At 59.4% G+C, this 26,556-nt stretch carries 26 protein-coding genes; 12 read left to right on the forward strand and 14 right to left on the reverse strand.

The annotated features are described in order from the left end of the window. Positions 1–35 precede the first annotated feature (35 nt). From HDF12_RS11570 to pdxT, 4 genes are all read right to left on the reverse strand, one after another. Positions 36–1,877 (reverse strand): cytochrome c oxidase subunit I, encoded by a 1,842-nt coding sequence (locus HDF12_RS11570; protein WP_179583010.1) that lies wholly within the window; start codon positions 1,875–1,877, stop codon positions 36–38. Then, positions 1,874–2,653, reverse strand: coding sequence for a cupredoxin domain-containing protein (locus tag HDF12_RS11575; protein WP_373563897.1), 780 nt, complete (start codon positions 2,651–2,653; stop codon positions 1,874–1,876). The genes HDF12_RS11570 and HDF12_RS11575 overlap by 4 nt, the downstream gene beginning before the upstream one ends. A 44-nt stretch (positions 2,654–2,697) precedes the next feature. Beyond that, positions 2,698–2,901, reverse strand: coding sequence for a hypothetical protein (locus HDF12_RS11580; protein WP_179583011.1), 204 nt, complete (start codon positions 2,899–2,901; stop codon positions 2,698–2,700). Positions 2,902–2,984: 83 nt separating this feature from the next. Next, complete coding sequence (gene pdxT / locus HDF12_RS11585) at positions 2,985–3,626, reverse strand: pyridoxal 5'-phosphate synthase glutaminase subunit PdxT (protein WP_179583012.1); 642 nt, start codon at positions 3,624–3,626, stop codon at positions 2,985–2,987. A gap of 289 nt (positions 3,627–3,915) precedes the next feature. Between pdxT and HDF12_RS22885 the strand changes: the two genes are divergently transcribed. Continuing rightward, positions 3,916–4,209: a potassium channel family protein gene (locus HDF12_RS22885; RefSeq protein ID WP_179583013.1), complete on the forward strand. Its 294-nt coding sequence runs from the start codon at positions 3,916–3,918 to the stop codon at positions 4,207–4,209. 237 nt (positions 4,210–4,446) lie between these two features. After that, positions 4,447–4,830 carry an MBL fold metallo-hydrolase gene (locus tag HDF12_RS22890; protein ID WP_373563917.1) on the forward strand — a complete coding sequence of 128 codons (384 nt, stop codon included), beginning with the start codon at positions 4,447–4,449 and terminating at the stop codon, positions 4,828–4,830. A 546-nt stretch (positions 4,831–5,376) separates the two neighbouring features. Here the strand turns inward: HDF12_RS22890 and HDF12_RS11600 are convergent. Beyond that, positions 5,377–6,084, reverse strand: a complete 708-nt coding sequence (locus tag HDF12_RS11600; protein WP_246373449.1) for a lipid-binding SYLF domain-containing protein — start codon at positions 6,082–6,084, stop codon at positions 5,377–5,379. 290 nt (positions 6,085–6,374) lie between these two features. Here HDF12_RS11600 and HDF12_RS11605 point away from each other — a divergent pair, with 290 nt between their 5' ends. Next, positions 6,375–6,701, forward strand: a complete 327-nt coding sequence (locus HDF12_RS11605; RefSeq protein ID WP_179583015.1) for a hypothetical protein — start codon at positions 6,375–6,377, stop codon at positions 6,699–6,701. A 108-nt stretch (positions 6,702–6,809) separates the two neighbouring features. Here the strand turns inward: HDF12_RS11605 and pdxS are convergent, their stop codons facing one another. Then, entirely contained in the window at positions 6,810–7,763 is a 954-nt protein-coding gene (gene pdxS / locus HDF12_RS11610) for a pyridoxal 5'-phosphate synthase lyase subunit PdxS (protein WP_179583017.1), read from the reverse strand. A 333-nt stretch (positions 7,764–8,096) separates the two neighbouring features. On the opposite strand from pdxS, the gene HDF12_RS11615 reads away from it, so the two are divergent. After that, positions 8,097–8,816, forward strand: coding sequence for a glycosyltransferase (locus HDF12_RS11615; protein WP_179583019.1), 720 nt, complete (start codon positions 8,097–8,099; stop codon positions 8,814–8,816). Positions 8,817–8,920: 104 nt separating this feature from the next. Here HDF12_RS11615 and HDF12_RS11620 read toward each other — a convergent pair whose 3' ends face one another. The 4 genes from HDF12_RS11620 to HDF12_RS22895 all read right to left on the reverse strand — a co-directional run bounded on the left by HDF12_RS11620 (position 8,921) and on the right by HDF12_RS22895 (position 13,063). Continuing rightward, entirely contained in the window at positions 8,921–9,448 is a 528-nt protein-coding gene (locus HDF12_RS11620; protein WP_179583021.1) for a PaaI family thioesterase, read from the reverse strand. 91 nt (positions 9,449–9,539) lie between these two features. Next, positions 9,540–9,917, reverse strand: a complete 378-nt coding sequence (locus HDF12_RS11625; protein WP_179583023.1) for a VOC family protein — start codon at positions 9,915–9,917, stop codon at positions 9,540–9,542. Between the two features lie 80 nt (positions 9,918–9,997). Further along, entirely contained in the window at positions 9,998–12,559 is a 2,562-nt protein-coding gene (locus HDF12_RS11630; protein WP_179583025.1) for a RecQ family ATP-dependent DNA helicase, read from the reverse strand. Positions 12,560–12,670: 111 nt separating this feature from the next. Next, positions 12,671–13,063 (reverse strand): energy transducer TonB, encoded by a 393-nt coding sequence (locus tag HDF12_RS22895; protein ID WP_179583684.1) that lies wholly within the window; start codon positions 13,061–13,063, stop codon positions 12,671–12,673. A gap of 211 nt (positions 13,064–13,274) precedes the next feature. Here HDF12_RS22895 and HDF12_RS11640 point away from each other — a divergent pair, with 211 nt between their 5' ends. Together HDF12_RS11640 and HDF12_RS11645 are read left to right on the forward strand one after the other, a co-directional pair. Next, the gene (locus HDF12_RS11640; RefSeq protein ID WP_179583027.1) at positions 13,275–14,276 is read left to right on the forward strand and encodes a serine hydrolase; all 1,002 of its coding nucleotides are present in this window, start codon (positions 13,275–13,277) and stop codon (positions 14,274–14,276) included. Between the two features lie 122 nt (positions 14,277–14,398). Then, the gene (locus HDF12_RS11645; protein ID WP_179583029.1) at positions 14,399–14,845 is read left to right on the forward strand and encodes a rhodanese-like domain-containing protein; all 447 of its coding nucleotides are present in this window, start codon (positions 14,399–14,401) and stop codon (positions 14,843–14,845) included. Between the two features lie 92 nt (positions 14,846–14,937). Here HDF12_RS11645 and HDF12_RS11650 read toward each other — a convergent pair whose 3' ends face one another. From HDF12_RS11650 to HDF12_RS11660, 3 genes are read right to left on the reverse strand one after another with little or no spacing between them, the layout of a single operon-like run. Next, a complete protein-coding gene (locus tag HDF12_RS11650; RefSeq protein WP_179583031.1) occupies positions 14,938–17,178 on the reverse strand; it encodes a xanthine dehydrogenase family protein molybdopterin-binding subunit in 2,241 nt (746 codons plus the stop codon). Further along, on the reverse strand, positions 17,175–18,182 hold the full coding sequence (locus tag HDF12_RS11655) for an FAD binding domain-containing protein (protein WP_179583033.1): 1,008 nt from the start codon (positions 18,180–18,182) through the stop codon (positions 17,175–17,177). Before HDF12_RS11655 ends, HDF12_RS11650 begins: the two co-directional genes overlap by 4 nt. Further along, the gene (locus HDF12_RS11660) at positions 18,179–18,970 is read right to left on the reverse strand and encodes a 2Fe-2S iron-sulfur cluster-binding protein (RefSeq protein WP_179583035.1); all 792 of its coding nucleotides are present in this window, start codon (positions 18,968–18,970) and stop codon (positions 18,179–18,181) included. Before HDF12_RS11660 ends, HDF12_RS11655 begins: the two co-directional genes overlap by 4 nt. A gap of 198 nt (positions 18,971–19,168) precedes the next feature. Here HDF12_RS11660 and HDF12_RS11665 point away from each other — a divergent pair, with 198 nt between their 5' ends. From HDF12_RS11665 to HDF12_RS11680, 4 genes are all read left to right on the forward strand, one after another. Further along, the gene (locus tag HDF12_RS11665) at positions 19,169–20,749 is read left to right on the forward strand and encodes a S10 family peptidase (protein WP_257025519.1); all 1,581 of its coding nucleotides are present in this window, start codon (positions 19,169–19,171) and stop codon (positions 20,747–20,749) included. A gap of 142 nt (positions 20,750–20,891) precedes the next feature. Continuing rightward, positions 20,892–21,119: a hypothetical protein gene (locus tag HDF12_RS11670; protein ID WP_020713518.1), complete on the forward strand. Its 228-nt coding sequence runs from the start codon at positions 20,892–20,894 to the stop codon at positions 21,117–21,119. A gap of 126 nt (positions 21,120–21,245) precedes the next feature. Next, on the forward strand, positions 21,246–22,391 hold the full coding sequence (ribB, locus tag HDF12_RS11675) for a 3,4-dihydroxy-2-butanone-4-phosphate synthase (RefSeq protein ID WP_179583037.1): 1,146 nt from the start codon (positions 21,246–21,248) through the stop codon (positions 22,389–22,391). A gap of 350 nt (positions 22,392–22,741) precedes the next feature. Then, positions 22,742–23,557 (forward strand): GAF domain-containing protein, encoded by an 816-nt coding sequence (locus tag HDF12_RS11680; RefSeq protein ID WP_179583039.1) that lies wholly within the window; start codon positions 22,742–22,744, stop codon positions 23,555–23,557. A gap of 289 nt (positions 23,558–23,846) precedes the next feature. On the opposite strand, the gene HDF12_RS11685 is transcribed toward HDF12_RS11680, so the two are convergent. Continuing rightward, positions 23,847–24,677, reverse strand: coding sequence for a response regulator (locus tag HDF12_RS11685; protein ID WP_179583040.1), 831 nt, complete (start codon positions 24,675–24,677; stop codon positions 23,847–23,849). 177 nt (positions 24,678–24,854) lie between these two features. Here HDF12_RS11685 and HDF12_RS11690 point away from each other — a divergent pair, with 177 nt between their 5' ends. Both HDF12_RS11690 and HDF12_RS11695 read left to right on the forward strand, forming a co-directional pair. Continuing rightward, positions 24,855–25,583 carry a DUF4440 domain-containing protein gene (locus tag HDF12_RS11690; RefSeq protein ID WP_179583041.1) on the forward strand — a complete coding sequence of 243 codons (729 nt, stop codon included), beginning with the start codon at positions 24,855–24,857 and terminating at the stop codon, positions 25,581–25,583. Positions 25,584–25,615: 32 nt separating this feature from the next. After that, entirely contained in the window at positions 25,616–26,488 is an 873-nt protein-coding gene (locus HDF12_RS11695; RefSeq protein ID WP_179583042.1) for a hypothetical protein, read from the forward strand. The last annotated feature ends 68 nt before the right edge of the window (positions 26,489–26,556 follow it).

Here is a 26,556-nt window from a genome sequence, read left to right on the forward strand (position 1 = left end):
AAGTTGCCCCTTTGGGTGCTCGCGTAATGGACAGCTTACTCCGGTTTTGTGTCTGTGGCGTCTTCGATTTCATCTTGCGCGAGTGGGATGGGCTCCCATTGCGGCAGGAACGAAACTTCGGGGTTATTTGCTTGATAGTGGCATGGAGCGCGATGGACTGACATCTCTGGAGTATCGGATGCGGATAGTGAGGTGAAAGGATTCATGGTTGGATGCCATTCGAGCGTGGTGGCTTGCCAAGGATTAGACGACGCAAACTTTCCTTTGCGCAGGCTGTGGGTGAGATTGAAGAGAAAGACAAGCTGGGCGGAGGCGAGGAAGATGGCGGCGTAGGTGATGAACTGGTTGAGCGGGAGGGTGTGGGAGAGGAGAGCTCCGGCGGGGCTGAGGGAGCCGCCTGGGCCGGGGATTCCGGTGAGCTGGGCGTAGTGGCGGGGTTCGCCGGCGAGGCCGGTGAGGTGCATGGGGAGGAAGACGGCATAGGCTCCGAGGAGGGTGCACCAGAAGTGGAGGTGGCCGAGGGGTTCGGAGAGGAGCCGGCCAGGGTGGTTACGGGTTGCGGTAAGGAGGGGGAACCAGTAGTAGGTGGCGGCGTAGAGGCCGAAGACGCCCGCCACCGCCATGATGAGGTGGAAGTGGGCGACGACGAAGAAGGTGTTGTGGAGGTACTCGTCCAGAATGGGCTGGGCGAGGATGGGGCCGGTGAGTCCTCCGGTGATGAAGAGGCTGACGAAGCCGAGGGCGAAGAGCATCGGGGTTTTGTAGGACGGGCGGGAGCGCCAGGTGGTGGCGAGCCAGCTGAGGACCTTGGCGGCGGCGGGAAGAGCGATGGCCATGGTGGAGATGGAGAAGGCGGAGCTGGCGAAGGGGTTGAGGCCGGCGACGAACATGTGATGTCCCCAGAGGAGGATGCCCAGGAAGCCGATGAGGAGTGTGGTAGCGATCATGGTGCGGTAGGCGAAGACGCGGCGGTGGCTGAAGTTCGCAAGGAGCATGGAGGTGAGGCCCATACCGGGGAGGATGGCGATGTAGACCTCGGGGTGTCCGAAGAACCAGAAAAGGTGGAGCCAGAGGAGGGGGCTGCCGTTGCCGCCTTTGTGCAGGATGCCGTTGACGAGGTCGCCGTTGGGGACGAAGAAGCTGGTGCCGGCGTGGCGGTCGCAGAGGAGGAGAAGGATGGCGGCGAGCAGGACCGAGAAGGCGATGATGCTGAGGAGGGCTGCGGTGAACCATCCCCAGACGGTGAGTGGGAGACGTTCCCAGGTCATGCCGGTGCAGCGGTTGCGGAGGATGGTGGTGAGGGTGTTGATGGAGCTTGCCGTGGAGGCTATGGCGAAGAGGGCGATGCTGGTGAGCCAGAGGTCCATCCCGAGAGCCTGGCCTGGGCCGGCGCTGGTGATTGCGCTGAGGGGTGGGTAGGCGGTCCAGCCGGAGATGGCGGCTCCGCCGGGGACGAAGGTGGAGCCTAGGAGTACGACGAGGGCGGCGGCGGTGAGCCAGAAGCTGGCGGCGTTGAGGGCAGGGAAGGCCATGGTGCGAGCGCCGATCTGGGCGGGCAGGATGAGGTTGCCGAAGCCGGATTGAGGCGCGGTGGTGAGGACGAAGAAGAGCATGATGGTGCCGTGGATGGTGACCAGGGCGAGGTAGTCTTCGGGGAGGATTGGACCGTGGAGAGGGAGGGGCCAGTTGGGCCAGACGAGGTGGATGCGCATCAGGAGGGAGAGGAGCGTGCCGATGACTACCGAGATGAGCGCTAGGACGAGGTATTGAATGCCGATGACGCGGTGATCGGTCGTGAAGACGACGGCGCGGAGAGTTCGGATGTTGACGGTCGTGGGATGCGGATGCGCTGGTGGGGTGTTGAAGGGGGGAGTCATGGGGCCGCCTTTTGTTTTGCGGCCAGCCAGGTTGCGAATTGGTTGGGTGGGAGGATGAGGAGTGTGGCGTTCATGCGGTAGTGGCCGAGTCCGCAAAGCTGCGTGCAGAGGATGGCGTAGGTGCCGGGGGTGGTGGGGGTGAAGTGGAGGTGGATGGTCTGGCCGGGGACTGCGTTCTGCTTGAGTCGCATCTCTGGGATGGAGAAGCCGTGGATGACGTCCTGGGCGCGGAGGCGGAGGTCGACCTCTCGGTTGGCGGGAAGGACGAGTTGGGACGTGACCTGGTCGTCGGCGGAGTGAGGATCGGATGGGTCGAGGCCGAGGGGATTGCCTTCGCCGGGGGCTACCAGGCTGGGGCGGGTGATGCCGAAGGTGGCGTCGGGACCGGGGTAGCGGAAGTACCAGGCGAACTGGACTCCGGTGACCTCGACCTGGAGTGCTGTGGGGGAGGCTCCGGTGTAGCGGGAGGCAGCCCAGAGGCGTTCGGCCTTGAGGGTGAGGGAGGCGAAGAGGAGGGCGAGGGCGGCGAGCGGGAGGTGCTCGATGCGCCAGAGGCGGGTTGGTTCGGAGTGGCGCCGGGCGAGCAGGCCGATGAGGAGGATCAGGTGGGCGAGAGTCAGGAGTGCGAGGGCGACCCAGAGGTTCAGGAGGAGGTGGTGATCAAGTGCGGGGCCGTGGGCACTGGCGTCTGCAGGCAACAGCCATGGACTGTGGATTGCGGCGCGATCGATCCAGAGGCTGGGAAGACAGGCGCTCGTAAGGCGGGAGCAGATCACCTATGCAGGATAGCGTGTCCGCGAGGTGAGAGGAGAGGGGTGCCTCAGCCTAGCTTTCCCAGGAGGAAGGCGTAGAGGACGACGACGAGAATGGCCGCGACCACTCCGACGAGAAGAGGGGCGAGCATATTGATGTCGATTGTGTTGGCTGCGCCGTCGAGCTGCTTCCTGTTGCCTTTGAAGAGGAGGAATTGCGCTTCGGATCTTCCTGACTCGAGAGTATCCGTTTGGATGGGCCTGGTACTCATATGTGGAAATGTTAGTTACGAAGGCATAAATAAGTCATAAAGATTCGGCCGTGGAACAGGTGGGCGGCGTGGGTTTTAAGGACCTATGTCCTTAGGGAGTCTACGCTGAGTTGATTTTGAACGAGTTGGAGGAAGAGCTGGTGGACGCGGGGGTCGTGGCCGAGTTCCGGGTGAAAAGTGGCGGCGAGGAGGTTGCCCTGGCGGACGAGGACGGGGAAATCGTCGCGGGTGGCAAGGGTTTCGACCTCCGGGCCCACGCGGGTGATGCGGGGTGCGCGGATGAAGACCATCTCAAGGGGAGCGCCGGGCAGTTTGGTGGGGGCGGTAAGGATGGTGGAGTCCAACTGGCGGCCGTAGGCGTTGCGTTCAATGGTGATGTCGAGGGCGGCGAGGGAGATCTGAGGGGGATTTTGGACGTCATTGGCGAGGAGAATGGCTCCGGCGCAGGTGCCGAAGGTGGGGACGGTGCGGACGAAGGTGGTGAGGGATTCGAGGAAGCCGTTGCGCTCGAGGAATTTGAGCATGGTGGTGGATTCGCCGCCTGGAATGATGAGGCCGTCGATGCTGGGGTGGCATTCGGGGGTGAAGAGCTGGTCTGGGGTGCGGATGAGTCGGGTGGTGACTTCCAACGTTGCCAGGATCTTCGCATGGGCCTCGTAGGCTCCCTGAAGGGCGAGGATGCCGATGGCTGGCGGTCGGTGTTGTGGCGATGATTGTTCCGTCATGTACTCTTTGGATTTCGCCTCTGTTATGAATGAATTACGGATGACTGAACCGGCAAAGCCCTTCTAGAAGCGGCTTCTATTTATATGATTCAGACAGTCGACCAAAGTTGTTGTTTTTGGTCTTCGGCCGCCGTCGGAACGCGGCTATCTCAAGTATAGAAGACCCTACGGAGTAGTTTTATGAGGCGAATGACTCCGCCGTGCGTATGCGCAATTCAGTCATTTTCTGCATCTTTGGCCGCTTGGCGAATGTCGTCGTTTCTTTCCAGGTTCAGACCACTGGGCACCTATGGCGTTCCAAAACTTCTATTGGGCATTCGTCACAGCAACGACAGTCGGTTACGGTGATTTCCGTCCAACCAAGAGACGATCAAAGCTAATAGCCATTCTCACAGCCGTGCTGGGATTGCTGACTATGGCATCATCATCGCATTGGGAGTGCATGCCGCGACAAAGGCTTTTGATAGAACCTGAGGTCCTGGACGGTCTGCGCCCCTCGGAGAACGCATCGCCGCAAAACGTCGATATGTACGGATTAGCAGGCCGACTTCTGATGACCGCTTCGGATATTTTAAAGAAGTGAGGCGGATTGTCGGAGTGATATGGAAACCAGCGGCGTTTCGGGTTCTCCTGTACGACTGTGGGTAAAAGCGATTCTTGCTTTTGCGGTTTTCTGTTCCGTGTGTGAAGTTCTGCCGGTAAAGGCACAATCCTGCGGATCAACGGGATTGGCAGTTCAGGACTCGGCTCCGGCGGCCCAGAGTTGCAGGACAAGCGCGCATCTACCAGCTATCTCATATGGGATCACGGTAGTGCGCGAGTGATCGTTGATGCGGGAGGAGGAAGCGCTCTTCGTTTTGGCGAGAGCGGAGCGCGGATGTCCCAAGTGGATGTTGTTTTGTTTAGCCATTTTCATATCGATCACAGTAGCGATTTTCCCGCCCTGATCTTTTCGTCCTGGTTTGAAGACCGGAAGAGTTCTCTGCCGGTCTTCGGCCCTCCTGGAAACGAGTTCATGCCTTCGACGACTGAGTTTGTGCGTGACCTCTTCAATGAGCCTCATGGAGCCTGGCGCCACATGAGTGAACTAGTGGACGCTGGCAGAGAAGGAAGCTACAAATTGGACCGCATAATGTTTTGGCTGGACCGGTGCCGGTTCTCGTGTTTCGCAACTCCAAAGTCTCTGTGTATGCGGTGCGGGTGATTCATGGCGCGTTTCCAGCTCTGGCATGGAGAGTAGAGGTGGGCGGCAAGAGGATCGTATTCAGTGGAGACACCAACGGCGAGGGAGACGGACTGACACGGCTTGCTTTGGACGCAGATCTCTTCATTGCTCATAACGCCGTGCCGGAGAGCGCTACGGGAGTGGAAAGGCGCCTTCATATGCCACCGTCGGTGATCGGAACAATCTCAGCTAACGCTCGTGTCAAGCGATTGATACTGTCTCACCGAATGCTGCGGACTTTGGGAAGAGACGATGAGACACAAGCGGAGATAAGACGCAGCTACTTGGGTCCGATCGTATTCGCCAACGATCTCGACTGTTTTCCTCTGCAGTGAGCCATCGAAGGACTATCGGTTCACACAAGTCACGCAAGTCACGCAAGGGCGATCGGTTGATAGTTACTAAATTTTATTGTGTAACTGCGGAGGGAACAAATCCAGGGAGAGGAAGGAGGCGATTTGGCAAGGCCTCCTTCCCCTCATGTCTGCTCGGGGCTTCCCAGCGCGAGGGAACTATGCGCGGAGCTTAGTGGGCACCGCTCGCGTGGAACATCTGGTTGACGGTACGGATGAAGTTCAGGGAGTCAGGCTTGGGTTTTACGCTGCCCGACAGGATGGACTCGTAGGTGACATCGCTGCCGTAGTAAGCGGTGGTGTCTTCGGTGTTCTGGTGGACTACATCGCCGGTAAGGTCGATGCCGGCGAAGATGCCCTTGTTGCGGGAGTAGGTGAGGAAGGCGGCGTTTGCGGTCTCGGTCGTGGAGGCCTGAGAGTCGCGTCCGACGGGTCCGGCGGCTACTGAGGCGTCGCCGCCGAGCTTGATCTTGTCGTGGAGAAGGCGCTCGAAGGAGTCGTGAGTGGTGCCGACGAGGACGAGATCAGTGGATTGGCCCCCTGCCTGAAGGCCGAAGCTAGCGCCGGTGAGTTGGATGAAAGCTGGAGCGCTCCAGCCATGGCCGGTGCGGCAGCTGACTACGCCCTGGCCGTACTGGCCGCCTACGATAAATGCTCCTTTTTTGAATCCGGGTATGACGGCGATGCAGGTGGCCTTGGCGGCGATGTCATTTGGTATGCCCTTGTCCGGGGTGGCCATGAGATCGTGCAGGACCGCGTGCGCCGCTTCGATGCGTTCATCGAGCTTTTGCGTGTCAGCCGCGGAGGCGGCGATGGTCATAGACATGGTCAGGGCCGCAGTGGTGCAGAGTGTTTGAACAAACTTTCGTATCATCATCATCTCTCCCTTTGTACCGCTGGTTTTATATCGCTCGTAGTTTCAGCGTCTGTAGTGCGATGCGTATGTAATGGGCTAAGTTGTGCAGGAAATGATTTGGCAAGCGAGCCTGTTGAAGATAAATTTGCGGAAAATTGCAGGGGCGAGGCAACGCAGGTCGCGTGATCTCGGACACGGCGGGGAACTTCACGAGATCAACCCGGTATGCATCGTTTGGGGGATGGCCGCAGAGGCGCAGCTCAGCTATAGGTAAAAGGGTGCGAGTTCATCGGGCCAGAGTTTATTTGTGCGCAATGCCTTTGCTGACCGGGTTATATGCCGAGGCGTCGGTTGTGCCGTTGCTCCGGCCTGACGTTGTTGCTTCGAGAAGGATAGTCGTTGCAGCGCCCGTGGACGATGCGGCCGCGATGCAGGAGAGTCTGCGGCGAGATGTTGCGGAGCATCCTGAAGAGTTCGTCGTATTTGCGACTGAGGCGGGAGCGAATCAGTTCATGACGGAACATCGCTTTTCCGTCGAGATGGAGACCAGTGGCAGGATTATGTCGCGCGGGGTAGTGGGGTACTGGCAGGGGAAGACGATTGTGGTGCTGCCGTGGGAGCCGCTTAAAAACTTTCAGTAACTTTCCGTAAATGACATGGAAAGACTCGTCCTGCCGGACGGCTCCCTGCGCGGGAGGCGGTCACTTCGTGACTCGTGTACCCCTCCCGTTGGTCGGCAAGTGGCGGCTCTACCAGCCGCGGGTTTGCATGAGGTCTTGCTCTTCGATGGCTGCTGCGGCGAGACCCTTCATGGAACCGATGACGGCTTCGCTGGCTTCGGCGACGATCTTGGGGTCGTTGAAGTGCGTGGTGGCGATGACGATGGCGCGGGCACGGCTGACGGCTTCTTCGCGCTCCTTCGGATCGTTCTCGACATCGAGCGGGGTGGCGCGTTCCTTCATGAAGATGCCGGAGCCTACGAAGACGGTCTCGGCGCCCAGCTGCATCATCAACGCCGCGTCGGCGGGGGTGGCGATGCCGCCTGCGGAGAAGTTGGGGACGGGGAGTTTGCCAGCTTTGGCTACCATGCGGACGAGCTCGTAGGGCGCGCCATGGACTTTGGCGGCGTTGTAGAGCTCCTCGTCGCCGAGGACGGTGAGTGCTTTAATCTCGCGGACGATCTGACGCATGTGCTGGACGGCGTGGACGACGTCGCCGGTACCGGGCTCGCCTTTGGTGCGGATCATGGCTGCGCCTTCGGCGATGCGGCGGAGAGCTTCGCCGAGGTTGCGTGCGCCGCAGACGAAGGGCGTGGTGAAGGCGTGCTTGTCGATGTGGTAGGTCTCGTCGGCGGGGGTGAGGACTTCGGACTCGTCGATGAAGTCGACGCCGAGGTGCTGGAGGACCTGGGCTTCGGCGAAGTGGCCGATGCGGGCCTTGGCCATGACGGGGATGGAGATGGCGCCGATGATCTGCTTGATGAGCTTGGGGCTGGCCATGCGGGCGACTCCGCCTTCGGCGCGGATCATGGCGGGGACGCGCTCGAGGGCCATGACGGAGATGGCACCGGCCTCTTCGGCGATGCGGGCCTGCTCGACGTTCATGACGTCCATGATGACGCCGCCTTTGAGCATCTCGGCGAGGCCGAGCTTGAGGCGGAGGGACGGGGTGCCGAAGTTTCCGTTTTGGGTGTGGTCTGACATGGGGCTCCTTATGCGCGGCGGTGGGCGCACTGTGATGCGTGGGTGTCCGCGAGACTTTTAAGTTTAGCAGTTTTGAGCGGTGGTGACGTGAGGTATTGGCTGCCGTGTTGCCGACCTTGTGTTTCGCAGCCATGCAGTCGAACTGGTGCGTATTCGCGCAGAGATTGGCTGACGATCATTCCTCTTCGGGTGCAAGGGAGAAGTAAGTTAGCCAGGTTGGTTCAGGGCGAGGCATTTTGGCTGAAAATTCAACTGGGGTTTATTCGGAATACGGCCCTGCGGCCTCAAGCTGCGCTTACGGGGCGGTGTGTGGGCCTCGACGGAGGGGTCTGAATGGTTGGTGAACTGACGATCGTGATTCCTGCCAAGAACGAAGTGGCGATGCTGCCTAGACTGCTGGAATCTCTTTGCAGGCAGGACTATTCGGGGATGGCGCAGACGCGGGTGCTGGTGGCGGATGCGGGTTCGACTGACGGAACGGTGGAGGCGGCGCTGGGCTTTCGCGACCGGCTGGCAGTGGAGGTAGTGCCGGGTGGGTTGCCTTCGGTGGGGCGCAATGCGGGGGCTAAGCTGGCAACTACGAAGTATGTGTTGTTTCTGGATGCGGATGTGGAGCTGCCGGAACCTACGCTGTTGCGGCGAGCGCTGTGGCGGATGGAGCGGCGGGAGCTTCATCTGGCGACGACGAACATTGCGTGCCGGCAGGGTAGCTTTTTTGATGATCTGCTGTATGCAGGAAATAATTTGATGCAGAGAATTGGATCGTTTACCAAGCCGTTCGCTACGGGGATGTTTATGTTGTTTGACCGCGAGGTCTTCTGGGCGCTGGGTGGGTTTAATGAGCGGGCTTTGTTTGCAGAGGACTATCTCCTGTCGAAGGGCGTGGCGCGGCAGCGGTTTCGTATCGTGCGCGGTCGGGTGCTGACGACGAACCGACGATTCCAGAAGCTGGGGCACTGGCGCATGGTTTGGATGTTCTTCAAGACCATGGTGCATACCTGGGATGAGGAGTATTTTCTCGAGGACCAGGGCTATTGGGGTGAGGCTGGGTAGAGTTGTCCTGCCGGACGGGCCCACTGCGCGTGGGGCGGCCACTTCGTGGCGAGTATACCGGACTCGGTAGGTTCGGCGGCTTGGGTCCGGCCTTCGGCCGGGAACTATGGGGTGATGCCGGCGGCGAAGAGGAGTTTTTCGTCGATGGCGATGAAGAGGCCTTTGCTGCGGGCGAGGACTGTGCCGTCGGGGTGTTGAATTTCGGCTTGATGGAAGAGCTTGCGGCCGGGTTTGCCGTCGGCTTTGTCGGGGCGGTTGAGGTGGCGGCCTATGAGAACGAGAGGCTGGTAGAGCGGGACGGGGCGGAGATAGTCGATCTCCATGTGGCGTGTCATCGCGAGGACGTTGAGGGGGCGGTTGAGCTTGCTCATGGCTTCGTCGAGCAAAGCGGCGACGATGCCGCCGTGGATGTGGCCCGGGGGGCCTTCGTGCATGCGGTCGAGCTGGAAGTTGCAGGTGGTGGTGATGGCTTCGGGGTTTGAGGTGTCGGTGGTGAAGGCGAGATGGAGGCCTTGCGGGTTGGCCGGGCCGCAGCCGAAGCAGTGATTGGCGCGCTCGTCGATGGTGGGGTTGCCGTCCATCGAGATGGGGGTGTGGCGGGCGGTGTCGGATGTGGGCTGGTGTTCGCTCATAGGCGGCCTGTGCTTCGGACGTTAGCACAGTGAGGGGTGAAATGAATAGTGATTCATTTTTCCTGGCAACCTAAGTCGGAGCCCGTCGCCGCTAGCCGGGAGTGGGTTCGCCGACGAAGACGAGGCAGTCGTTCGGGTCGGAGATGTGAAACTCCGTCATGCCGTAGTCGCGGTCGAAGAGGTCTCGGATGCGGTAGCGGTCTTTGAGGGTTTTTACATGCTCCCAGAGCGGGTGGATGTTGGAGACCTCGAGATAGATCTCGGTGTGCCCGCGAACGCATTGCATGACCTTCTCGGAGGCTGCCTTTTGGAAGTGAATGGTCTGGCCATCACGTTCGACGATGGAGTATTCAGGGGAGTTCATGGTGAGCTTGAAGCCTAGAACTTCCTGGTAGAACGCGAGAGTCTCTTCCATGTCAGCGACGGCGAGCATGGGACTGATGCGTTTTGCGATGGTTGCAGTTGGCATGTGTTGCCTCCGCGCGGCTGCTTTAGCGACTGAAGACAGGGTGCCATAGAGCGCGGGCTTCGACTAATGCTCGAGTGTCTTCAGGCGGTGCAGACCTGGATGATGCCGGGGCCGAACTTTTCGATCTTGTCCAGGCCCAGGCCTTGAATGGATTTGAGCTGGGTTAGGTTTTGTGGTCGGGCGAGGACGATGTTGCGCAGTGTGGTGGAGGCGAGGACGAAGAAGAGCGGGAGGCCGAGGCGGTCGGACTCGGCTTTGCGCCATTCGCGGAGGCGTTCGTCGAGAGCTTGTTGCTCGGGGGTTAGGGAGTCGATGGGGTCGGGGTTGGTGGTGCGTTGGCGGTGGAAGGTTTCGGCGGATTGAGAACTTGCCCCACCACTCTCTTCGCTGGCTGTGAAAGTCAGGGCCGAAGACCTGGGGGACTTTGATGCAACGGTAACTGCTGAGGCTGAGGAAGGATGTTGGGTAGCTCGGGCAAAATGCGGGGGTCTCTCCACTTCCCCTTCGACTCGCTTCACTCGCTCAGGGTCCGGTCGAGATGACGATTCTTTTCTGGTCGTGATCGATGGAGAGAAGGGATCTTGGGTGCGGCAGAGAGCGATGATCGCGGCGCCATGAGTGTCGGCAATGCGAGGACCGATGCCTTGTAGTTGCAGGAGTGAGGGAATGGTGGTGGGGCGACTGAGGACTATCGCGTTGAGGACAGCATCGGAGAAGACCATGAATGCGGGTTTACAGGTTTTGGCGGCTTCGATTTTGCGCCACTCGCGGAGGTTGGCTTCGAGTGATTTTTGTGCGGGCGTGTAGGCTGCGGTGGTTTGGTCGCGCTCGGCTTTGAGCGAGGCCTTGGAGGGTCTAGCGCTGTTGGTCGCTCGTGATTTTTTGCTGGAGGAGGACATTGTGAAAGCGGTGGTGTCTTTGAGAAGGAGGTCGGGTGGGAGGGGGCCGGTGAGGGTGCGGCCTTCATGGGTGAGGGAGGCCTTTTTGTAGGTGACGACGTTGCCTTCGGGGTTGGTCCACTGGTCGGTGTTGAGCGCGATGAGGCCGGAGCGGGTGAGGGCGTCGAGGAGGGTGTCGAAGACTTTGCGGTCGGCGGCGGGAGTGTTGCGCAAGGGGCCGGTGGAGAGTTCGGTGTGGAGTTTGCCGGTGGCGCGGGTTTGTCCGTCTAGTGCGCGGAGGATGGCGCGAAGTTGGCGGTCTTCTTCTGTGGTGGGTGGGCGGAAGGTTTGTGCGGTTGCGTTTTGCGGGGCGCAGAAGTCGCAGTGGCCGCAGGGGCGGAGGCCGTCGGCGGTGTCGCCGAAGTGCTGAATGAGAGCGGCCATGCGGCACTGTGCGGACTCGGCGAACTGGACCATGCGGTCGATCTGGGAGCGGCGGAAGTTAATCTGATCGTCGTAGCCTTTGCGCCAGGCTGCGCTGCGAGGGGCGTCTTCGGCGGCGCGGACGTTGCCGGCCATGTCGATGTTGGCTGCGCCCTGGGCGATGAGTTTTTCGACGGCTTTGTCGAAGGTCTCAGCATCCATCTTGAGGCGCTGGCGGAGGAGGTCGGGCATCTGGTGGTCGTCGGAGAGGAGAGCGGCAACGCGGGTGAGGTCGGTGATGGCGGGGTAGTCGCGCTCGAGGAAGAAGTCGTGCATCTTGCGGTCGGCGAAGGAGTGGAGGAGGACGGTGCGGGAGGGCTGACCGTCGCGTCCGGCGCGGCCAATCTCCTGGTAGTACTGCTCGACGGAGCCGGGGAGCGCAGTATGAACTACGGTGCGGACGTCGGCTTTGTCGATGCCCATGCCGAAGGCAATCGTTGCGACGACTACTTCTAGTCTGCCGGTGAGGAAGTGGCGCTGGACGCGTTCGCGGGTGGCGGGGTCGAGGCCGGCGTGGTAGGCGGCGGCACTTCCGCCCAGGGAGGCGGCGAGTTCTTCCGCGGACTTGCGTGAAGGCGCGTAGACGATGGCGGGCCGGTTGGATTTTTCTTTGAGGAGATTGGCGGTGAACTCGTTGCGGCGGGGCTTGGAGAGCTCGACGACCTCGATGGCGAGGTTGTGGCGGCGGAAGCCGTGGATGAAGAGGTCGGGTTGGGTGAGCTTGAGTTGGGTGATGATGTCGCGTTGGACGGTTGGCGTGGCGGTGGCGGTGAGGGCGATGACGGGGGCGGGGCGCAGGGCAGGGAGGAAGTCGCCGAGGGTGCGGTAGTCGGGGCGAAAGTCGTGGCCCCAGGCGGAGATGCAGTGGGCCTCGTCGATGGCGATGAGAGACGGCTTCTTCTTTGCGAGCATCTCGGGGAAGTTGGGGACGCGCATGCGCTCGGGTGCGATGAAGAGGAACTGAAGGGTGCCGTCGAGATAGTCGCGGCAGGCCTGACGGGCCTCGTCGCGGGAGAGGCCGGAGTGGATGCGGCCGACGCGGAGGCCAGCGGCGGTGAGCTTGGTGGCTTGATCGTCCATGAGGGCGATGAGAGGGGAAATGACGAGTGCGGTGCCGCCGCGGGCGATGGCGGGAAGCTGGTAGCAGAGGGATTTTCCTGCTCCGGTGGGCATGACGAGGAGGACGTCGCGGCCCTCGGTGGCGGCGCGGCAGACAGCCTCCTGGTTGGCGCGAAACTCTGCGAAGCCGAAGGTTTGATGGAGGAGAGTTTCGAGGTTCATTCTGCTAGCTTCGAGTTTCGCATATTGTTCGCGTGAGGGCGAAGTGGCTTGTGAGGAACTCGAGGTGGACAGTTTGAGTCCTGAAATGGAGTTGCGGGTTAGTGAAAAGAGCTAGAAGATCTGGTAGTTCACTTCGACTGTCGTCCGATACGGAACAGGTGTGCCGCGGTAGGTTGCGGGAGTGAACCGATACTGTGCTACGACTTTGACAGCATTTTCGTCGAGGGTGAGAGCTGCTCTCGTTCCTTCTTGGACAAGGGTATCAGCGATCGACTTCGCAACGTGTATGTCGGTAGTGGTGCCGTCGATGCGAACGATGAAAGAGACGAGGCAGTTGCCTCCAATCTTTTTCTTTCTCGCCTTTTCGGAAAATTCTGGCTCTACCGAGTAGATGAGCTTCGGAGGCGTAACTCCGTCTCCAGCGTGATAGATGCCGAAGAAGTCTGGATTGGGAAGCGTTTGGGATTTGCTTGTGGGTCCGGTTTCTTGCTCTCCGCGGACGATGCGGCGGGTGGAGCTTGTTGCGAGAGAGCCAAAGTTGGATTCGCCAGGACGGTTGGAGTCATGAGTCCTACGACGACGGTTATGACGCTGAGCTTGGTACGGTCATGATTTGTTGTCCGAAATCAGAGAGAGAGTAGCATGTATCGCGAATCCAAATGTTTTCAAATTTCAGCTCTAGGTGACACTCGCGGTGCGAGTGGGAAGGAAGAGTATGTTGAATTCGCGGCGGGAGTTTTTGGTGAAGAGTGCAGCGGCGGTCGGGACGATGCAAGTGGCGCGGCCTGCGATGGCTGCTGAGGATAAGGCGACACCCGATGCGATTTTGTCCCTGTTCAAGGGGCTTCCCGGAGATGTCGCAGTGAAGATCTATGCGCCGGCGGTGAATGGAAAGCCAGAGTTTCTGGCGGAGTTGAACTCGGCTAAGACGATGTTTGTGGGAAGCGCGATTAAGACTTTCATCTTGTGCGAGGCGCTGCGGCAGGTCGATGCGCCCGATGTAGTTCAGACGCTGAAGGCTCGGCAGCTGAGTCTGGATGCGAGCGTGTGGTCGCTGGACAGCGCAATGTTCAATCCGCCGAATCTGATCGGTAAGGTCTCGGAGAGAACTGCGCTGGAAGCGATGATCATGCATAGCGATAACACAGGGACAGATATGTGTCTGAAGCATGTTGGCCCTGAGAAGGTTCGTGAGTTTGTTACTTCGGCAGGATTGAAGAGCTGCATGATTCCCGAAAGCACGCGGTCACTCTTTGGTTATTTGCTGGGAGCGAAGGACTATAGGACTTTTAGCTGGGAGGATTTGGGGGCGGCAGCGAATCAGACGATGGTGAACGTGCCGATGAATAACGTGCAGACGATGGCTTGTTCTGCCGATGACCTTGTGTCGTACTATTCGCGAGCGCTGCAAGGAGGTTTCTTCAAGGCTAAGGAGACGCTCAATGAGTTTCGCCGAGTTCTTTCGCTTGGGGATGCGATCTGGCTGCTTCCGCTACCGCTGGGAGTGAGCGCGTTCGTGAAGGGCGGGAGCATCGATGTTCCGGGATTTCATGCGCTGTGTGCGCCGGGAGCGATGCTGTTTGACGGGCGGTGGGTATACTTCTGCCTGACGATCAACTGGGAGGCAAAGGATGTGGCCGACCCTGCTACGGCGGGCGCTTTCGCCGCGGCTGCCAGCCGGGCGCTCTCTCTGGTGAAGGATAAGCTGTCTACCTGAGCCCGGCGGAGGCGGTGTCGCTGGATATGAGGGGTGTTGGGCAGGTGGTGTAGCTGTAATTTCCAGCATCTTTCGAAGCAACGGAATGATCAGATAAAACGGAGATGCATGGAGGAGGCTGTATGTATCTGATTGCGATTTGTGTGGTTGGGTTCCTTGTGTTGCTGTTTGGGTTGTTGAGGATCAGACAGCTGCGGCGGAGGCGTGAGCTAGAGGAGCACAGTATCGAAGCGGATGCGCTTCATGATCTGCTCGAGCAGAATCAAGAAATTCTGCTGTTCGATGTTCGCCAGCCGCTGGATCTGCTGGCACATTCGGAGATTATTCCCGGCGCGAAGAGGATTCCACCGAAGGAGGTCCTGGAGCAGGCTTCGCTGATTCCGAAGGAGAAAGATTCAGTGATCTACTGCACGTGCGTGAGCCAGAGCACCAGCCGGATGATCCTGGAGAGGGCGCTGGCGTTGAATTTTACGAAGATCAAATTTTTGAAGGGCGGCTTGGATGCCTGGAAGGCAAAGGGGTACCCGGTGGAGAGATACACCACTCCGTTTCATCTTGATACGGCTTGAGGGGTCCTGCCGGACGGGCCTCCTGCGCGGAGTGCGGTCACTTCGTGACTTGTCTACCTTAAAACCTCTCTCGGTCGGGAGGATGATCACGGCTATGCCTGCATGATCTTGTCTATGGTGATGGGATAGTCGCGGATGCGTTTGCCGGTGGCGTTGTAGATGGCGTTACCGATGGCTGCGGCTGCGCCGGTGATCCCAATCTCTCCGATGCCACGTGCGCCTAGAGGATTGAACTTTGTGTCGGGAATGCCGGTGACGGTGACATCGATGGTGCCGATGTCGGCGTTGACGGGGACGTGGTATTCGGCGAGGGTCTCGTTGACGGTGCGGCCGTGAGTGGGGTCGATGTGCGCCTCTTCGTGGAGAGCGGAGCTTACACCCCAGACGATGCCGCCCTGGAGTTGGTTGATTCCAGTTTTTTGATTGACCAGGGTTCCGATGTCGTAAGTGGCGACGATGCGTCGGACCTGAACCATGTGGGTGTCGATGTCGACGGCGACCTCTGCGAAGACTGCGCCGAAGGACTGCGCGGTGTAGGCGGTTCTGTCTTCGCCGGGTTCAGCGCTGCCTGTAGCTTCGATGGGCTGGCCGCCAGCACGCTGCAGGATAGCGGTGAAGGTGTCCGACTTATTGGGTGACGATTTAGCGAAGACTTTTCCGTCTTGTGTGTCGAGACTTCCGGCCTGGAGGCCGTGAAGGGGTGACTGCGAGTCGTTGACGGCGAGTTCGAAGAGCTTGAGTTTGGCCTGTGTTGCTGCTGCTGCGGCGGCGGGGCCGATGCTCGCGGTGGACTGCGAGCCGCCGGAGACGGGGGCCTTTGGGAGATTGGAATCGCCGAGTTGAACGTCGACTAGCGCGGGATCAATGCCGAGGCCCTGGGCGCAAGCCTGTGCGAGAACGGTGTAGGCGCCAGTGCCTAGATCCTGTGTGCCGCATCCGATGTAGGCGCGGCCGTTCGGGAGGATACGCACGACGGCGGAGGCAGCGGAGCGGTTAGCCCCGTAGGTTGCTGTCGCCATGCCGTAGCCGATGAGATTGTTGTCTTCGCGTAGTTGTCCGGGTTCTGGATTGCGTTTGGACCAGCCGAAGCGATCGGCGGCATCGGTGTAGCACTGGCGAAGGCTCTTCTCGGTCCATGGACGATCTTTGCTGTGATCTTTTTCCGCGTAGTTGATGAGACGCAATTGGACGGGGTCGATGTTGAGTTTGTGGGCGAGCTCGTCCATGGCGCACTCGAGAGCGATGGTGCCGGTGGCCTCGCCTGGTGCGCGTTGGAAGGTGCCGACGCCGAGATTCATGTCAACGAGGCGGTGACTGGTGACGTTGGACTCGCTGTTGTACAGGAAGCGGGTCTGCATCGCGGAGGGCTCAAGGAAGTCCTCCATCAGTGAGGTGTGGACGATGACGTCGTGCTGGATGGCGAGCAGCTTGCCGTCGGCGGTGGCGCCTAGTTTTATGTTTTGCGCGGTGGTGGGGCGGGAGCCTACGGGGCCGAACATCTGTCCGCGTTCGAGAGCGAGCTTGACGGGTTTGCCGACGACCTTTGCCGCCATCGCGGCGAGCACGACGTGGCTCCAGGTGGAGCCTTTGCTGCCGAAGCCTCCACCGACGAAGGGGCATTGAACGCGAACGTCATCGACGGGAATACCGAAGGTGCGGGCGAGAGTCTGGCGGTCGCCGGTGATGTACTGCGTGGCGTCGTAGACGTTGAGCTTGGAACCGTCCCACCAGGCGATGGTGGCGTGCGGCTCCATGGGATTGTGATTCTGGATGGGTGTGGTGTAAACGACGTCGAGGGTGACGGCGGAGTTTGAGAGTGACGTGGCGATGTCGCCGCGTTTGCTGTCGGCGGGTTCGCGGCCGGGTTGTTTGGGAGGACGGGCTTCGGCGAGCCGACCTTTGAATTCGAGTTGTGCGGGCTGGCTCTTATAGGTGATCTTGAGCAGGGTTGCAGCGTGCATCGCCTCTGGGAGCGAGCGAGCGACGACGACGGCGATGGGTTGGCCGTTGTAGAAGATGTCCTTCTCCTGCAGGACGGTGATGTGGCGGCGTGCGGGAGGTTGAGGAGACGCTACGGGAAGTTTTGGTGCGTTGAAGGGAGTGAGGACGGCGAGAACGCCTGATGCTTTGCCAGCCGCGGTTTGGTCGATGGAGACGAGGGTGCCCTTGGGGATCGTGCTTTGAACGATGTAACCGTAGGTGACGTCCTTAACTGGAAATTCAGCGGAGTATTTTGCTTTGCCGGTGACCTTATCTCGGCCATCGTAGCGGTTTTTGAGCTGACGCTGCGGGGTCTTGGGGGCTTCGTCTTGAAAGAGAGCGGGGGCCGTCATGCTTGTGCTCCTTGTGCGGCGAGGGTGAGGGCGCGCACGATGCTTTGTTTGGCGAGTTCGATCTTGAAGGCGTTGTGTTCGTACGGTCTGGCTCCGGCAAGGGCGAGGTCGGCAGCTTTTTTGAAGGACTCTGGGCCTGTGGTCGCGCCGATGAGAGATCTTTCAGCTTCGACGGATCGCCATGGCTTGTGGGCGACTCCGCCCAGTGCCAGGCCAGCCGATTTGATGGTGCCGCCTTCCAACTCGAGACCAGCGGCGACGGAGACAAGAGCGAAGGCGTAGCTCTGACGGTCGCGGACTTTGAGGTACCAGGAATTCTTCGCGAACTTCGGTGCCGGGAGCTCGACTGCGATGATGAGCTCGTCGGGCTTGAGGTTGGTTTCAAGATGTGGGGTGTTGCCTGGAAGACGGTGGAAGTCGGCGAGGGGGATGGTTCGTTTGCCCTTCGGTCCTTGCGCGTGGATGGTGGCGTTGAGGGCGGCGAGAGCGACGTTCATGTCGGATGGGTTGGTGGCGATGCACTCCGCACTTCGACTGCTTCCGCTGCTTGCGCCGAGGATGGCGTGAATGCGGTTGAAGCCTTTGATTGCGGCACAGCCGCTGCCTGGAGTGCGCTTGTTGCACTCGGAGAAGGCGGTGTCCATGAAGTAGTAGCAGCGGGTGCGCTGCATGAGGTTGCCGCCTGTTGTGGCCATGTTGCGCAGTTGCGGGGAGGCCCCGCTGAGAAGGGCTTGCGAGAGCAAAGGATAGTGGCTGCGGATGATCGGATGATTGGCGAGGTCGCTGTTGCGGACTCCGGCGCCGATTAAGGTGAGGTCGCCAGTTTTGGTGATCTGGGTGAAGTCGAGATGGGTGACGTCGACGAGAGTGGACGGGTGCTCGACGTTGTACTTCATCAGATCGACGAGATTGGTGCCACCACCGAGGAACTTCGTGCCTCGCGCGGAGAGCGCGTGAACGGCTTCTTCTGGAGAGGCGGCGCGCTGATAGTTGAAGGGATTCATGAGCGGGCTCCGAAGCTGGTCGATGGTTTTATTTCGAGTTCCGATACCGAAGGACCGCAGCCTTCATCAGGAACGAGAGCGCGGACTGCGGCGACGATGTTGGGGTAGGCTCCGCACCGGCAGATGTTGCCGCTCATGCGCTCGCGAATCTCCTGATCATTAAGGCTTGGACGGTCGCTGCAGGCACTGAGGCGTTGCTCGAAGGAGACCGCACTGAGAGTGCCGTGTTTGTGTTCCTCGAGAAGAGCAACGGCGGAGCAGATCTGGCCTGGGGTGCAGTAGCCGCATTGAAAACCATCATGCTCGAGGAAGGAGGCTTGTACGGTATGAAGGGTGTCTCCGTCGGCGAGACCTTCGATGGTGATGATGTCGGCTCCGTCGGCGGTGACTGCGAGGGTGAGGCAGGAGTTGACGCGGCGGCCGTTGAGAAGGACGGTACAGGCTCCGCATTGGCCGTGGTCGCAGCCCTTCTTGCTGCCGGTGAGGGCGAGATGTTCGCGAAGCGCGTCGAGGAGGGAGGTGCGAGTGTCGAGGGAGAGCGACTGCGAGGTGCCGTTCACCTTGAGGGTGAGATCCATCGTGTGGGGCGTGGTGGCGGCTGCGGCGTGAGCCTCTTCTGCAGCCGCCGCGATACGCGGGATGCCTGCTGCTACGCCGGCTCCGAAGATGCCGGCGGCTTTCACGAAGGTTCGGCGGGAGAGTTCGACGTCAGAGGACTGCTCGGAGAGCGTGTGCTGATCGTGTTCCTGGATGTCGTCTTCTTTTTCGGTGCAGGGAGGAAAACTCATGGAGGGCCTCAGTGTGGTTGGCGATGCGTGGTTGTTTGACGCGGTGCACCAGTAGACGTAGACGTGAAGGCTTGGAAAAAAGATGCACGCAGATGGCGTGTGGTCAGGGGTGATCGAAAAGGTATGATGATCGCGTCCACAAAGCCGTAAAGTAATTTACACGGCGTCGGGTTTAGACGACGGTACGGGAGAAACGAATTGATTCATCTCGAAGTTTCGAAGGGTTTATTGGTATCTCGCATACCAGGTTTGATTGCTACGCTTGCTTTGGTTGTGATGGTGATGCCCGCGCTACCGCAGGCGCGAGCGGCGGGGGATGCGGAGGCGAAGAAAGACGAGACGACAGTTCCAATTCCCGCAGAGACGAGTTCAGTGACCAGGCATGAGTGGGCCGCCGGGGGCCGGTTGGTGCACTACACGGCGACCGCTGGGAATCTGCTGATACGGGACGATCAGGATAAGGCGAATGGGAGCATCTTCTATGTGGCTTACACGGAAGATGGAGTTGAGGCGAAGAGCCGGCCGGTGACCTTCTTCTATAACGGTGGGCCGGGTGCGGCGACGATTTGGCTGCACATGGGATCGTTCGGGCCGGTGCGCGTGGTGACGCAGAGTCCAGAGGCCACGGGGCCGGCGCCGTTCGAGTGGGTGCAGAATCAATACAGCCTGCTGGATAAGAGCGACCTGGTGTTTATCGATGCGCCGTTGACGGGCTACTCGCGCGCGGTGGGTAAGGGTACGGTCAAAGACTTTGCTGGGACCGATCAGGACATTCTGGCGTTCAAGAAGTTTATTGTGCGTTACATTACGGCGAATCAGCGGTGGAACTCTCCGAAGTTTCTGTTTGGTGAGTCGTATGGAACGACGCGGTCGGCTGGGCTGGTGAACGCTCTGCAGAACGATGGGATTGAGTTCAATGGCGTGACGTTGCTGTCGTCGATTTTGAACTACAACCGACGGAGTCCCGGGCTGGACTATGAAGCGATCGGGTACATGCCTTCGTTCGCTGCGATCGCGTACCACTATCACAAGGTGAAGACGAATGGGAGTCTGGCTGAGTGGGTGGAGCAGGCGAGAGTCTTTGCTCGCGGACCCTATGCGGAGGCTCTGCAGCAGGGAGATAAATTGTCCGTGGCTGAGTTCGACACGATGGCGGCAAAGGTCGCGGCGATTACGGGGTTGAGCGTGGAGTATGTGAAGGAGGCGAAACTGCGGATTTCGGCGACGCGGTTTCGCAAGGAGCTGCTGCGTGGGGATGAGCGGACTTTGGGTCGGTATGATGCGCGGTTCATGGGATGGGATGTGGATTCAGCGGGGGAGAATCCGGGTTATGACCCATCGGATACGGGGGTCAGTGGAGTGTATGTTGGGGCATTTCACGACTACGTTCAGAGGGAGCTGAAGTATTTGAGCCAGGAACCGTACTACACCTCGGGTCCTGGGCTGAACGAGAATTGGGACTTTAAGCATAAAGCTCCGGGCGGCGGGCCGGGGAGGGCTGGGGAGCAGACGGCGCCGGATGTGGCGGTAGATCTGGCGGATGCGATTCGCAAGAATCCGAAGCTGCGGGTGTTCTCGGCCAATGGATACTTTGATCTGGCTACCCCATTCTTTTCAACGGAGTACGACCTGAGTCATATGGATTTGCCGGAAAAACTGGTGAACAATGTGCAGTTTGGTTACTATCCGGCGGGACACATGGTCTATCTGAATGTGGATGCCTTGAAGGAGATGAAGGCGGATGTGGCGAAGTTCTACGCTTTGGCTCAACAGCGCTGAATAGCCTACGCCTGGTGAGCGCAGGGCTGAACACGCCCTTGCTTTTGCTGCCTAAATGCCTTAGAATGAAGGTTGCGTTTATTTCCCAGAGTGCATAACGCGAAGTGCGGAAATCAAATTTTGAAGAGGTACTGATAAAGATATGGCAAAGCGTCGTGGAAATCCCAATTGGGGCAAGCCTGAGCCGATCGGGCCGGTTGTTCCAACGGTAACATCGTTCGAGCAGGTTGTGAAGGAGTTCAAGCTCACGCCCGACCAGTACATTCGCTCCACAAGACTTCGTGAGTGGGCCCGTAGAAATAAGAACTCGAAGTACATTCCTGAGGCGCTGCTTGAGGCGTGGGGATTCGAGATCGAATCCACACTGTAAGTGTTTGATTTGAATTTTGTAATTCGGTTGTAAAAAGAGAGCGCTGCCCCTTGCGGGTGGCGTTTCTTTTTTGCGACGGACGTAAGATGGGATGCGTCGAAAGAGATGCATGTAGGAGGCGGGATTATGTTTGCTGACGTGACAGAGGCAGTTGCGGAGATCAAAGCGGGTCGGATGGTGGTCGTCGTGGATGACGAGGACCGCGAGAATGAGGGCGACCTGACGCTGGCTGCGGAGTTTGTCACACCGGAGGCGATCAACTTTATGGCGAAGTATGGGCGCGGGTTGATCTGCTTAACGCTGACGGAGGAGCGTGCGGATTATCTGCGGCTGGGGCCGATGACGCAGGAGAATACGTCGCGGTTCGGGACTGCGTTTACGGAGAGCATTGAGGCGCGGGAGGGTGTGACGACGGGGATCTCTGCTGCTGACAGGGCACATACGATCAAGGTGGCCATCGATCCGCGGTCGACGGCGCACGATCTGGCGCGGCCGGGGCATGTGTTTCCGCTGCGCGCGCGCAAAGGCGGCGTGCTGGTGAGGGCTGGGCAGACGGAGGCTTCGGTGGATCTGGCGCGGATGGCGGGGCTGGTGACGGCGGGCGTGATCTGCGAGATTATGAACGATGATGGCACGATGGCGCGGGTGCCGGACCTGGTGAAGTTCTGCGCGGAGCATGGGCTGTTGATGGTGACGGTGGCGGATCTGATTCGCTATCGGTTGCAGCATGAGCGGTACATTCATCGTGTGGCGGAGTCGCTGATGCCTACGGCGCATGGGGAGTTTCGCATGATCGCTTATGAGAGCGAGGTGGATGGTGGGGAGTCGCATATTGCGCTGGTCTTTGGGGATGTGAGCGGCTCGGAGCCGGTGCCGGTACGGGTGCATACGCATTGCCTCGCGGGAGATGTTTTTTCTACGACGCTGTGTGATTGCAGGGCGGTGGTGGAGCAGTCGCTGAAGATGATTGCGGAGGCGGGCAAGGGCGCGCTGGTGTATCTGCATAATGGCAGCGCGGGTTTTGGCGTGGATCGAGGTGTAACGCCGGCGCGGATTGTGCTGCATCGAGAGCAGCGGGCTCGGGAGGGAAGCGATGATCGGGCGCATAGGACGCTGCGGCAAGTGGGTCTGGGTGGGCAGATTCTGTCGGATTTGGGGATTCACAAGATTCGGCTGCTGACCAATACACCGACGCATGTGCCGGCGCTGCAGGGGTTCGGGATCGAGATTGTGGAGCAGGTTCCGGTATCGATCGAGCCGGTTCGGCGGTAGATTCTTTCAGAAAAAATTCTGGTGTGGTGGCGATGGGGAGAGCTCCGCTTTATGGGCGGTTTTGAGGGGTGTTTTGCGAAAAAGGCTGTTTTGGTTGTGGTGTTTTGGTGGTGAAAGTGTGGTGGAATGCGTGGCTGGCGTGGTGATTAGGCCGCGTGATTTTGGGGGCAAAAAAATACGCCACGGTTGAAGAAGATTTCGTGAGTTTTTTGGGGGACGTGGATTATTATCGACTGTACCTCCCTGAACGTTATGATTGATGATCCCGGATCTGTTGAGAACCGGTTCGATGTGACTGACGTCATGTCGGGTATTTGGCACGGGAGCAACGGGACAGGGAAGGATTTGAGATGAGCGCGCTTACTTCGATGGTAGCTGACACCGGTTTGGAGGTGGTCGACCTTTTCGAGGATGCGTCATTTGCGGGCAGACGGCTGCATGATCGCGATGTCGCGATGCAGATGGAGGGGATGCATCGGTTGGCGCGCGCGTTCGTGGAGAGCCCTGACACGATTTTGCAGGAGTTGGTGAATTCAGCGGTTGACCTGTGCGGCGCCGACAGTGCAGGCATCAGCATTGAGCGGGAGAACAAGAGCGACGCGGAGTTCTATGAGTGGGTGGCAACGGCGGGCGAGTATGCGGGTTTCCTGAATGCGACGCTGCCACGGAGTCCCAGCGCGTGTGGGGTGTGTCTGGAGAGGGGGCGACCTCAGCTGTTTCGCGTCACGCAGCGGTTCTTCGATCTGATGAGGATTGAAGCTCCGACGGTGACCGATGGCATTCTGCTGCCGTGGGAGGTAGGCGAGACGCGGGGCACGATCTGGATCATGGCGCATGGACGCGGAGAGGCGTTTGATGGGAACGATCTTCGTATGATGCTGGTTCTGGCGAACTTCGCTGCGATGGGCGTGAGACAGCAGCGACAGCAGAAGTTGCTGATGGAGCAGGCGATGGTGGGCGCCGCGTCCGGGATGGCCAATGAGCTGGCGCACCGGATCAATAATCCGCTACAGAGCATTACGAACATTGTGTATCTGGCGGGTGTGGGTGGGTTTGCTGGGGATGCGAAGACGCTGGCGGAGGAGTTGGCAGAACCGATCAAGAGACTATCTGTTCTGGCGGCTCGAATATTGGTATTGCCGACGGCGGCGAATCGTCAGGAGTGAGTGAGTGTCTGAGGAGAGGACGATTTCTGACGGTTTTTCGGGGAGATAGAAAACAGACAACGGCTGGAGAGGGTGGGTTGAAGGGACGGGCGGTTCGGGTAGGTCTGAGTTCTTCGGGATCCTTCGCTGCGCTCAGGATGGCGGCAAAGGCTTATGGCGATTTGCCTGATGGTGTATTGACTGCAAAACGCAGATTCCCTTCGGGAATGACAAACAAAAAAGCGAAATCGACTCTACACCAACTGCGGCGTTGCTCAATGCTATTCGCCTCCGCTTTCGCCTCTTGTGGCTATGCCGGAAGCGCGTCGACGATCGACTCTGCAAGGTAGCTCTTCATCGCCTGGCTGAGCTGTGAATCGACTTCGTCGGCGATGGTCATCACTCCGATGAGCACTACGCTGAAGTCTATGTTCGCCAGGTTTTTCTGGAGGGTGTTGAAGACGCTGACCTGAAGGATGCGCGACTCCTCGACCATCATGGCGGCGCTGTAGCCTTGCTTGCGGCGGACGGTGCCGTGCTCTGTGGCGGCTGCCGAGAATAACTCTTTGCTGCCAAGACTCTTTGAAGAACGGAGGCGGAGGACGAGGTCCCGGATGACCTGGGGGAGATGGCCGGAACGTTGTTGGAAGGTCATGGGAATTGCCATCAAGGTCTCTTCTTTTTCGACAAGTTCGTACCAATCGTTGATGGTGCTGTCTGAGGAACGTTCGAGGATGGCTGCGACACTCTCAACGAGGCGGGCACGAGTGGGGCCTGCGGCGAGCCGCTGTTTGATGGCCTCCACCAACATGGTTACGTCCATTGGCTTGACGAGAATTTCGTCAGTCTGCAGCAGGATCGCCTGAGCGGCGGCGTCCATATGGGGAAACGAACTGAGCAGTATGGTGACGGCTTTTGGGTTGGCATGACGCATGGCGCTGACGACCGTGAGGCCGTCTCCTGCACCGGGCATGTGAAGGTCGCTCAGGAGGACGTCGAAGGCCTCCGAACTGATGTGTTTGAGAGCTTCGGTTACCGTTGCAGCGACCGTGACTTTGAAGCCGTGTTTTCTGAGAATGATGCCGAGGGTTAAACGTATCGTCTCGTCGTCGTCGACTAGTAAGAGCTTTGCAGGTGCCATCGTTCTTTCCTCCAGGAGCTCGCGACGGACTGGAGCTCGCGGACAGATGGTATCTGTATCTTACTCCTATGTGCTTTGGCCGACAGAGCGCGCTGAGAGAACGCGGAACTCTGAGCTGCTGGACGGCGTATCTACGAACTCGGGCATTGGATCGGTCTTCGTCTTCAGGAGGAAGAGGTGAAAAGAGGTCTGGTTGCTGCGTTCGTCATCGTCCTAGCCGTATGCTCGACGGCACGCGGCGCCGACACCCCGAAGATAACGGAGTCGAAGCTGGTGCAGCGGACCCAGGAGCTGTTCGATGCTGTGGCTCCTGGCAATCAAGCGCCGTGGAAGATGTATGTGGCAGAGGATGCGATGTTCTTCGATGAGAAGGGCAGGTCGATGGACAAGGCTGCGCTGCTGGAAGATCTGCAGCCACTGCCTGCCGGGTACTCCGGTACGATTCGCGTGATGCGGGCGAAGTCCCGGTTTGCGACGAATGTTGCTGTTCTGAGTTACGACTGCGATGAGGTGGAGACGGTGTTTGGGCGGGAGCTGCATGCTCGCTATTACACGACGGATACGTGGTTGTATCGGAATCAGGCATGGCAGATTGTTGCGAGCCAGACGTTGCGGTACTACGAAGACCCGGCTGCGGGTGCGGTTTCGGATGCGATGCTGAACGACTATGCAGGTGCGTATGAGCTTGCTGCCGGAAACGTGGTCACGGTTACGCGGCAGGGTAGTGAGCTGTATGCGCAGCGTAACTCGGGTAAACCGTACCAGCTTCTGCCGGAGTCTCCGGATCTGTTTTTTCGTGCGGGAGTTGAGGGGCGGCGGCTGTTTCATCGCGATGCTTCGGGGCATGTGGACATGATGATCGATCGCAGGAATAACGAAGATCTGCTTTGGAAGAAGATTCGATAGTGCTCTGAATTTTGGATAGGGAAGAGGTGTTTGTGCCGCCGAGCTCTAATGTCTGGATATGTGCTGCGGGAGTGGTTGTTCTTGTTGTCGGGTTTGTTGCCGCGAGAAGAGAGTTGCAGGCGGCGGCGGGGCTGGACAAACTTGTTGCCGTTGGAAGAGTGCTGTTTGCGGCGCCGCTGGCGGCCTTTGGGGCGGAGCATCTGGTGCTCGGTCAGGTGATCATTGGGGCTGTTCCTGTGTGGATGCCGGCGCGTTTGTTCTGGGTGTACTTCGTTGGCATTGCGTTGATTGCTGCGGCTCTGAGTCTGGCGCCTGGGATACGCGTTCGGTTGACTGCGACGCTGCTGGCTGTCATGTTTTTTCTTTTTGTGCTGATGATTCATGTGCCGAATGTGGTGGCGCAGGTGCACGACAGAGTTATCTGGAACGTGGCGTTGCGGGATCTGAGTTTTGGTGCGGGAGCGCTGGTGCTTGCGGGATCTTTGGGGAGTGGGTCGCGGAAGTTCGGTGAGAATGTAGCGGTGTGGATTGGGCGAGGGATTGTTGCTGTTGTGCTGATGGTGTATGGCGTGGAGCTAATTCTGTATCCGCAGTTTGCGCCGGGGGTTCCGCTGAGTAAGTTGACGCCGTCGTGGGTGCCGGGGCCTCATGTGTGGGCGCTTTTGACGGGGCTGGTTTGTATTGGGGGCGGGGTGGGGATATTGATTCGGCGATATTGCCGCGACGGGGCGACGGCGGTGGGTTTGGTGATGACGCTGCTTACGGTGGTTCTGTATCTGCCGATTCTGCTGATGGCGTCTGGGCCGCCGGCAGTGTTGGAAGGGGCGAACTACGTCTGGGATACGTTGCTGTTTGGTGGAGCGGTGTTGCTGGTGGCGGCGGGCGCGCCGAAGCTACGCTCGTGAGATGGTATGCACTCTTGCTGAGGATGCGGAAGAAGCAACCGCAGATCCCCCGTGGGGATGACAACAAG

The organism is Tunturiibacter gelidiferens, assembly GCF_013410115.1.
Taxonomy (GTDB): domain Bacteria; phylum Acidobacteriota; class Terriglobia; order Terriglobales; family Acidobacteriaceae; genus Edaphobacter; species Edaphobacter gelidiferens.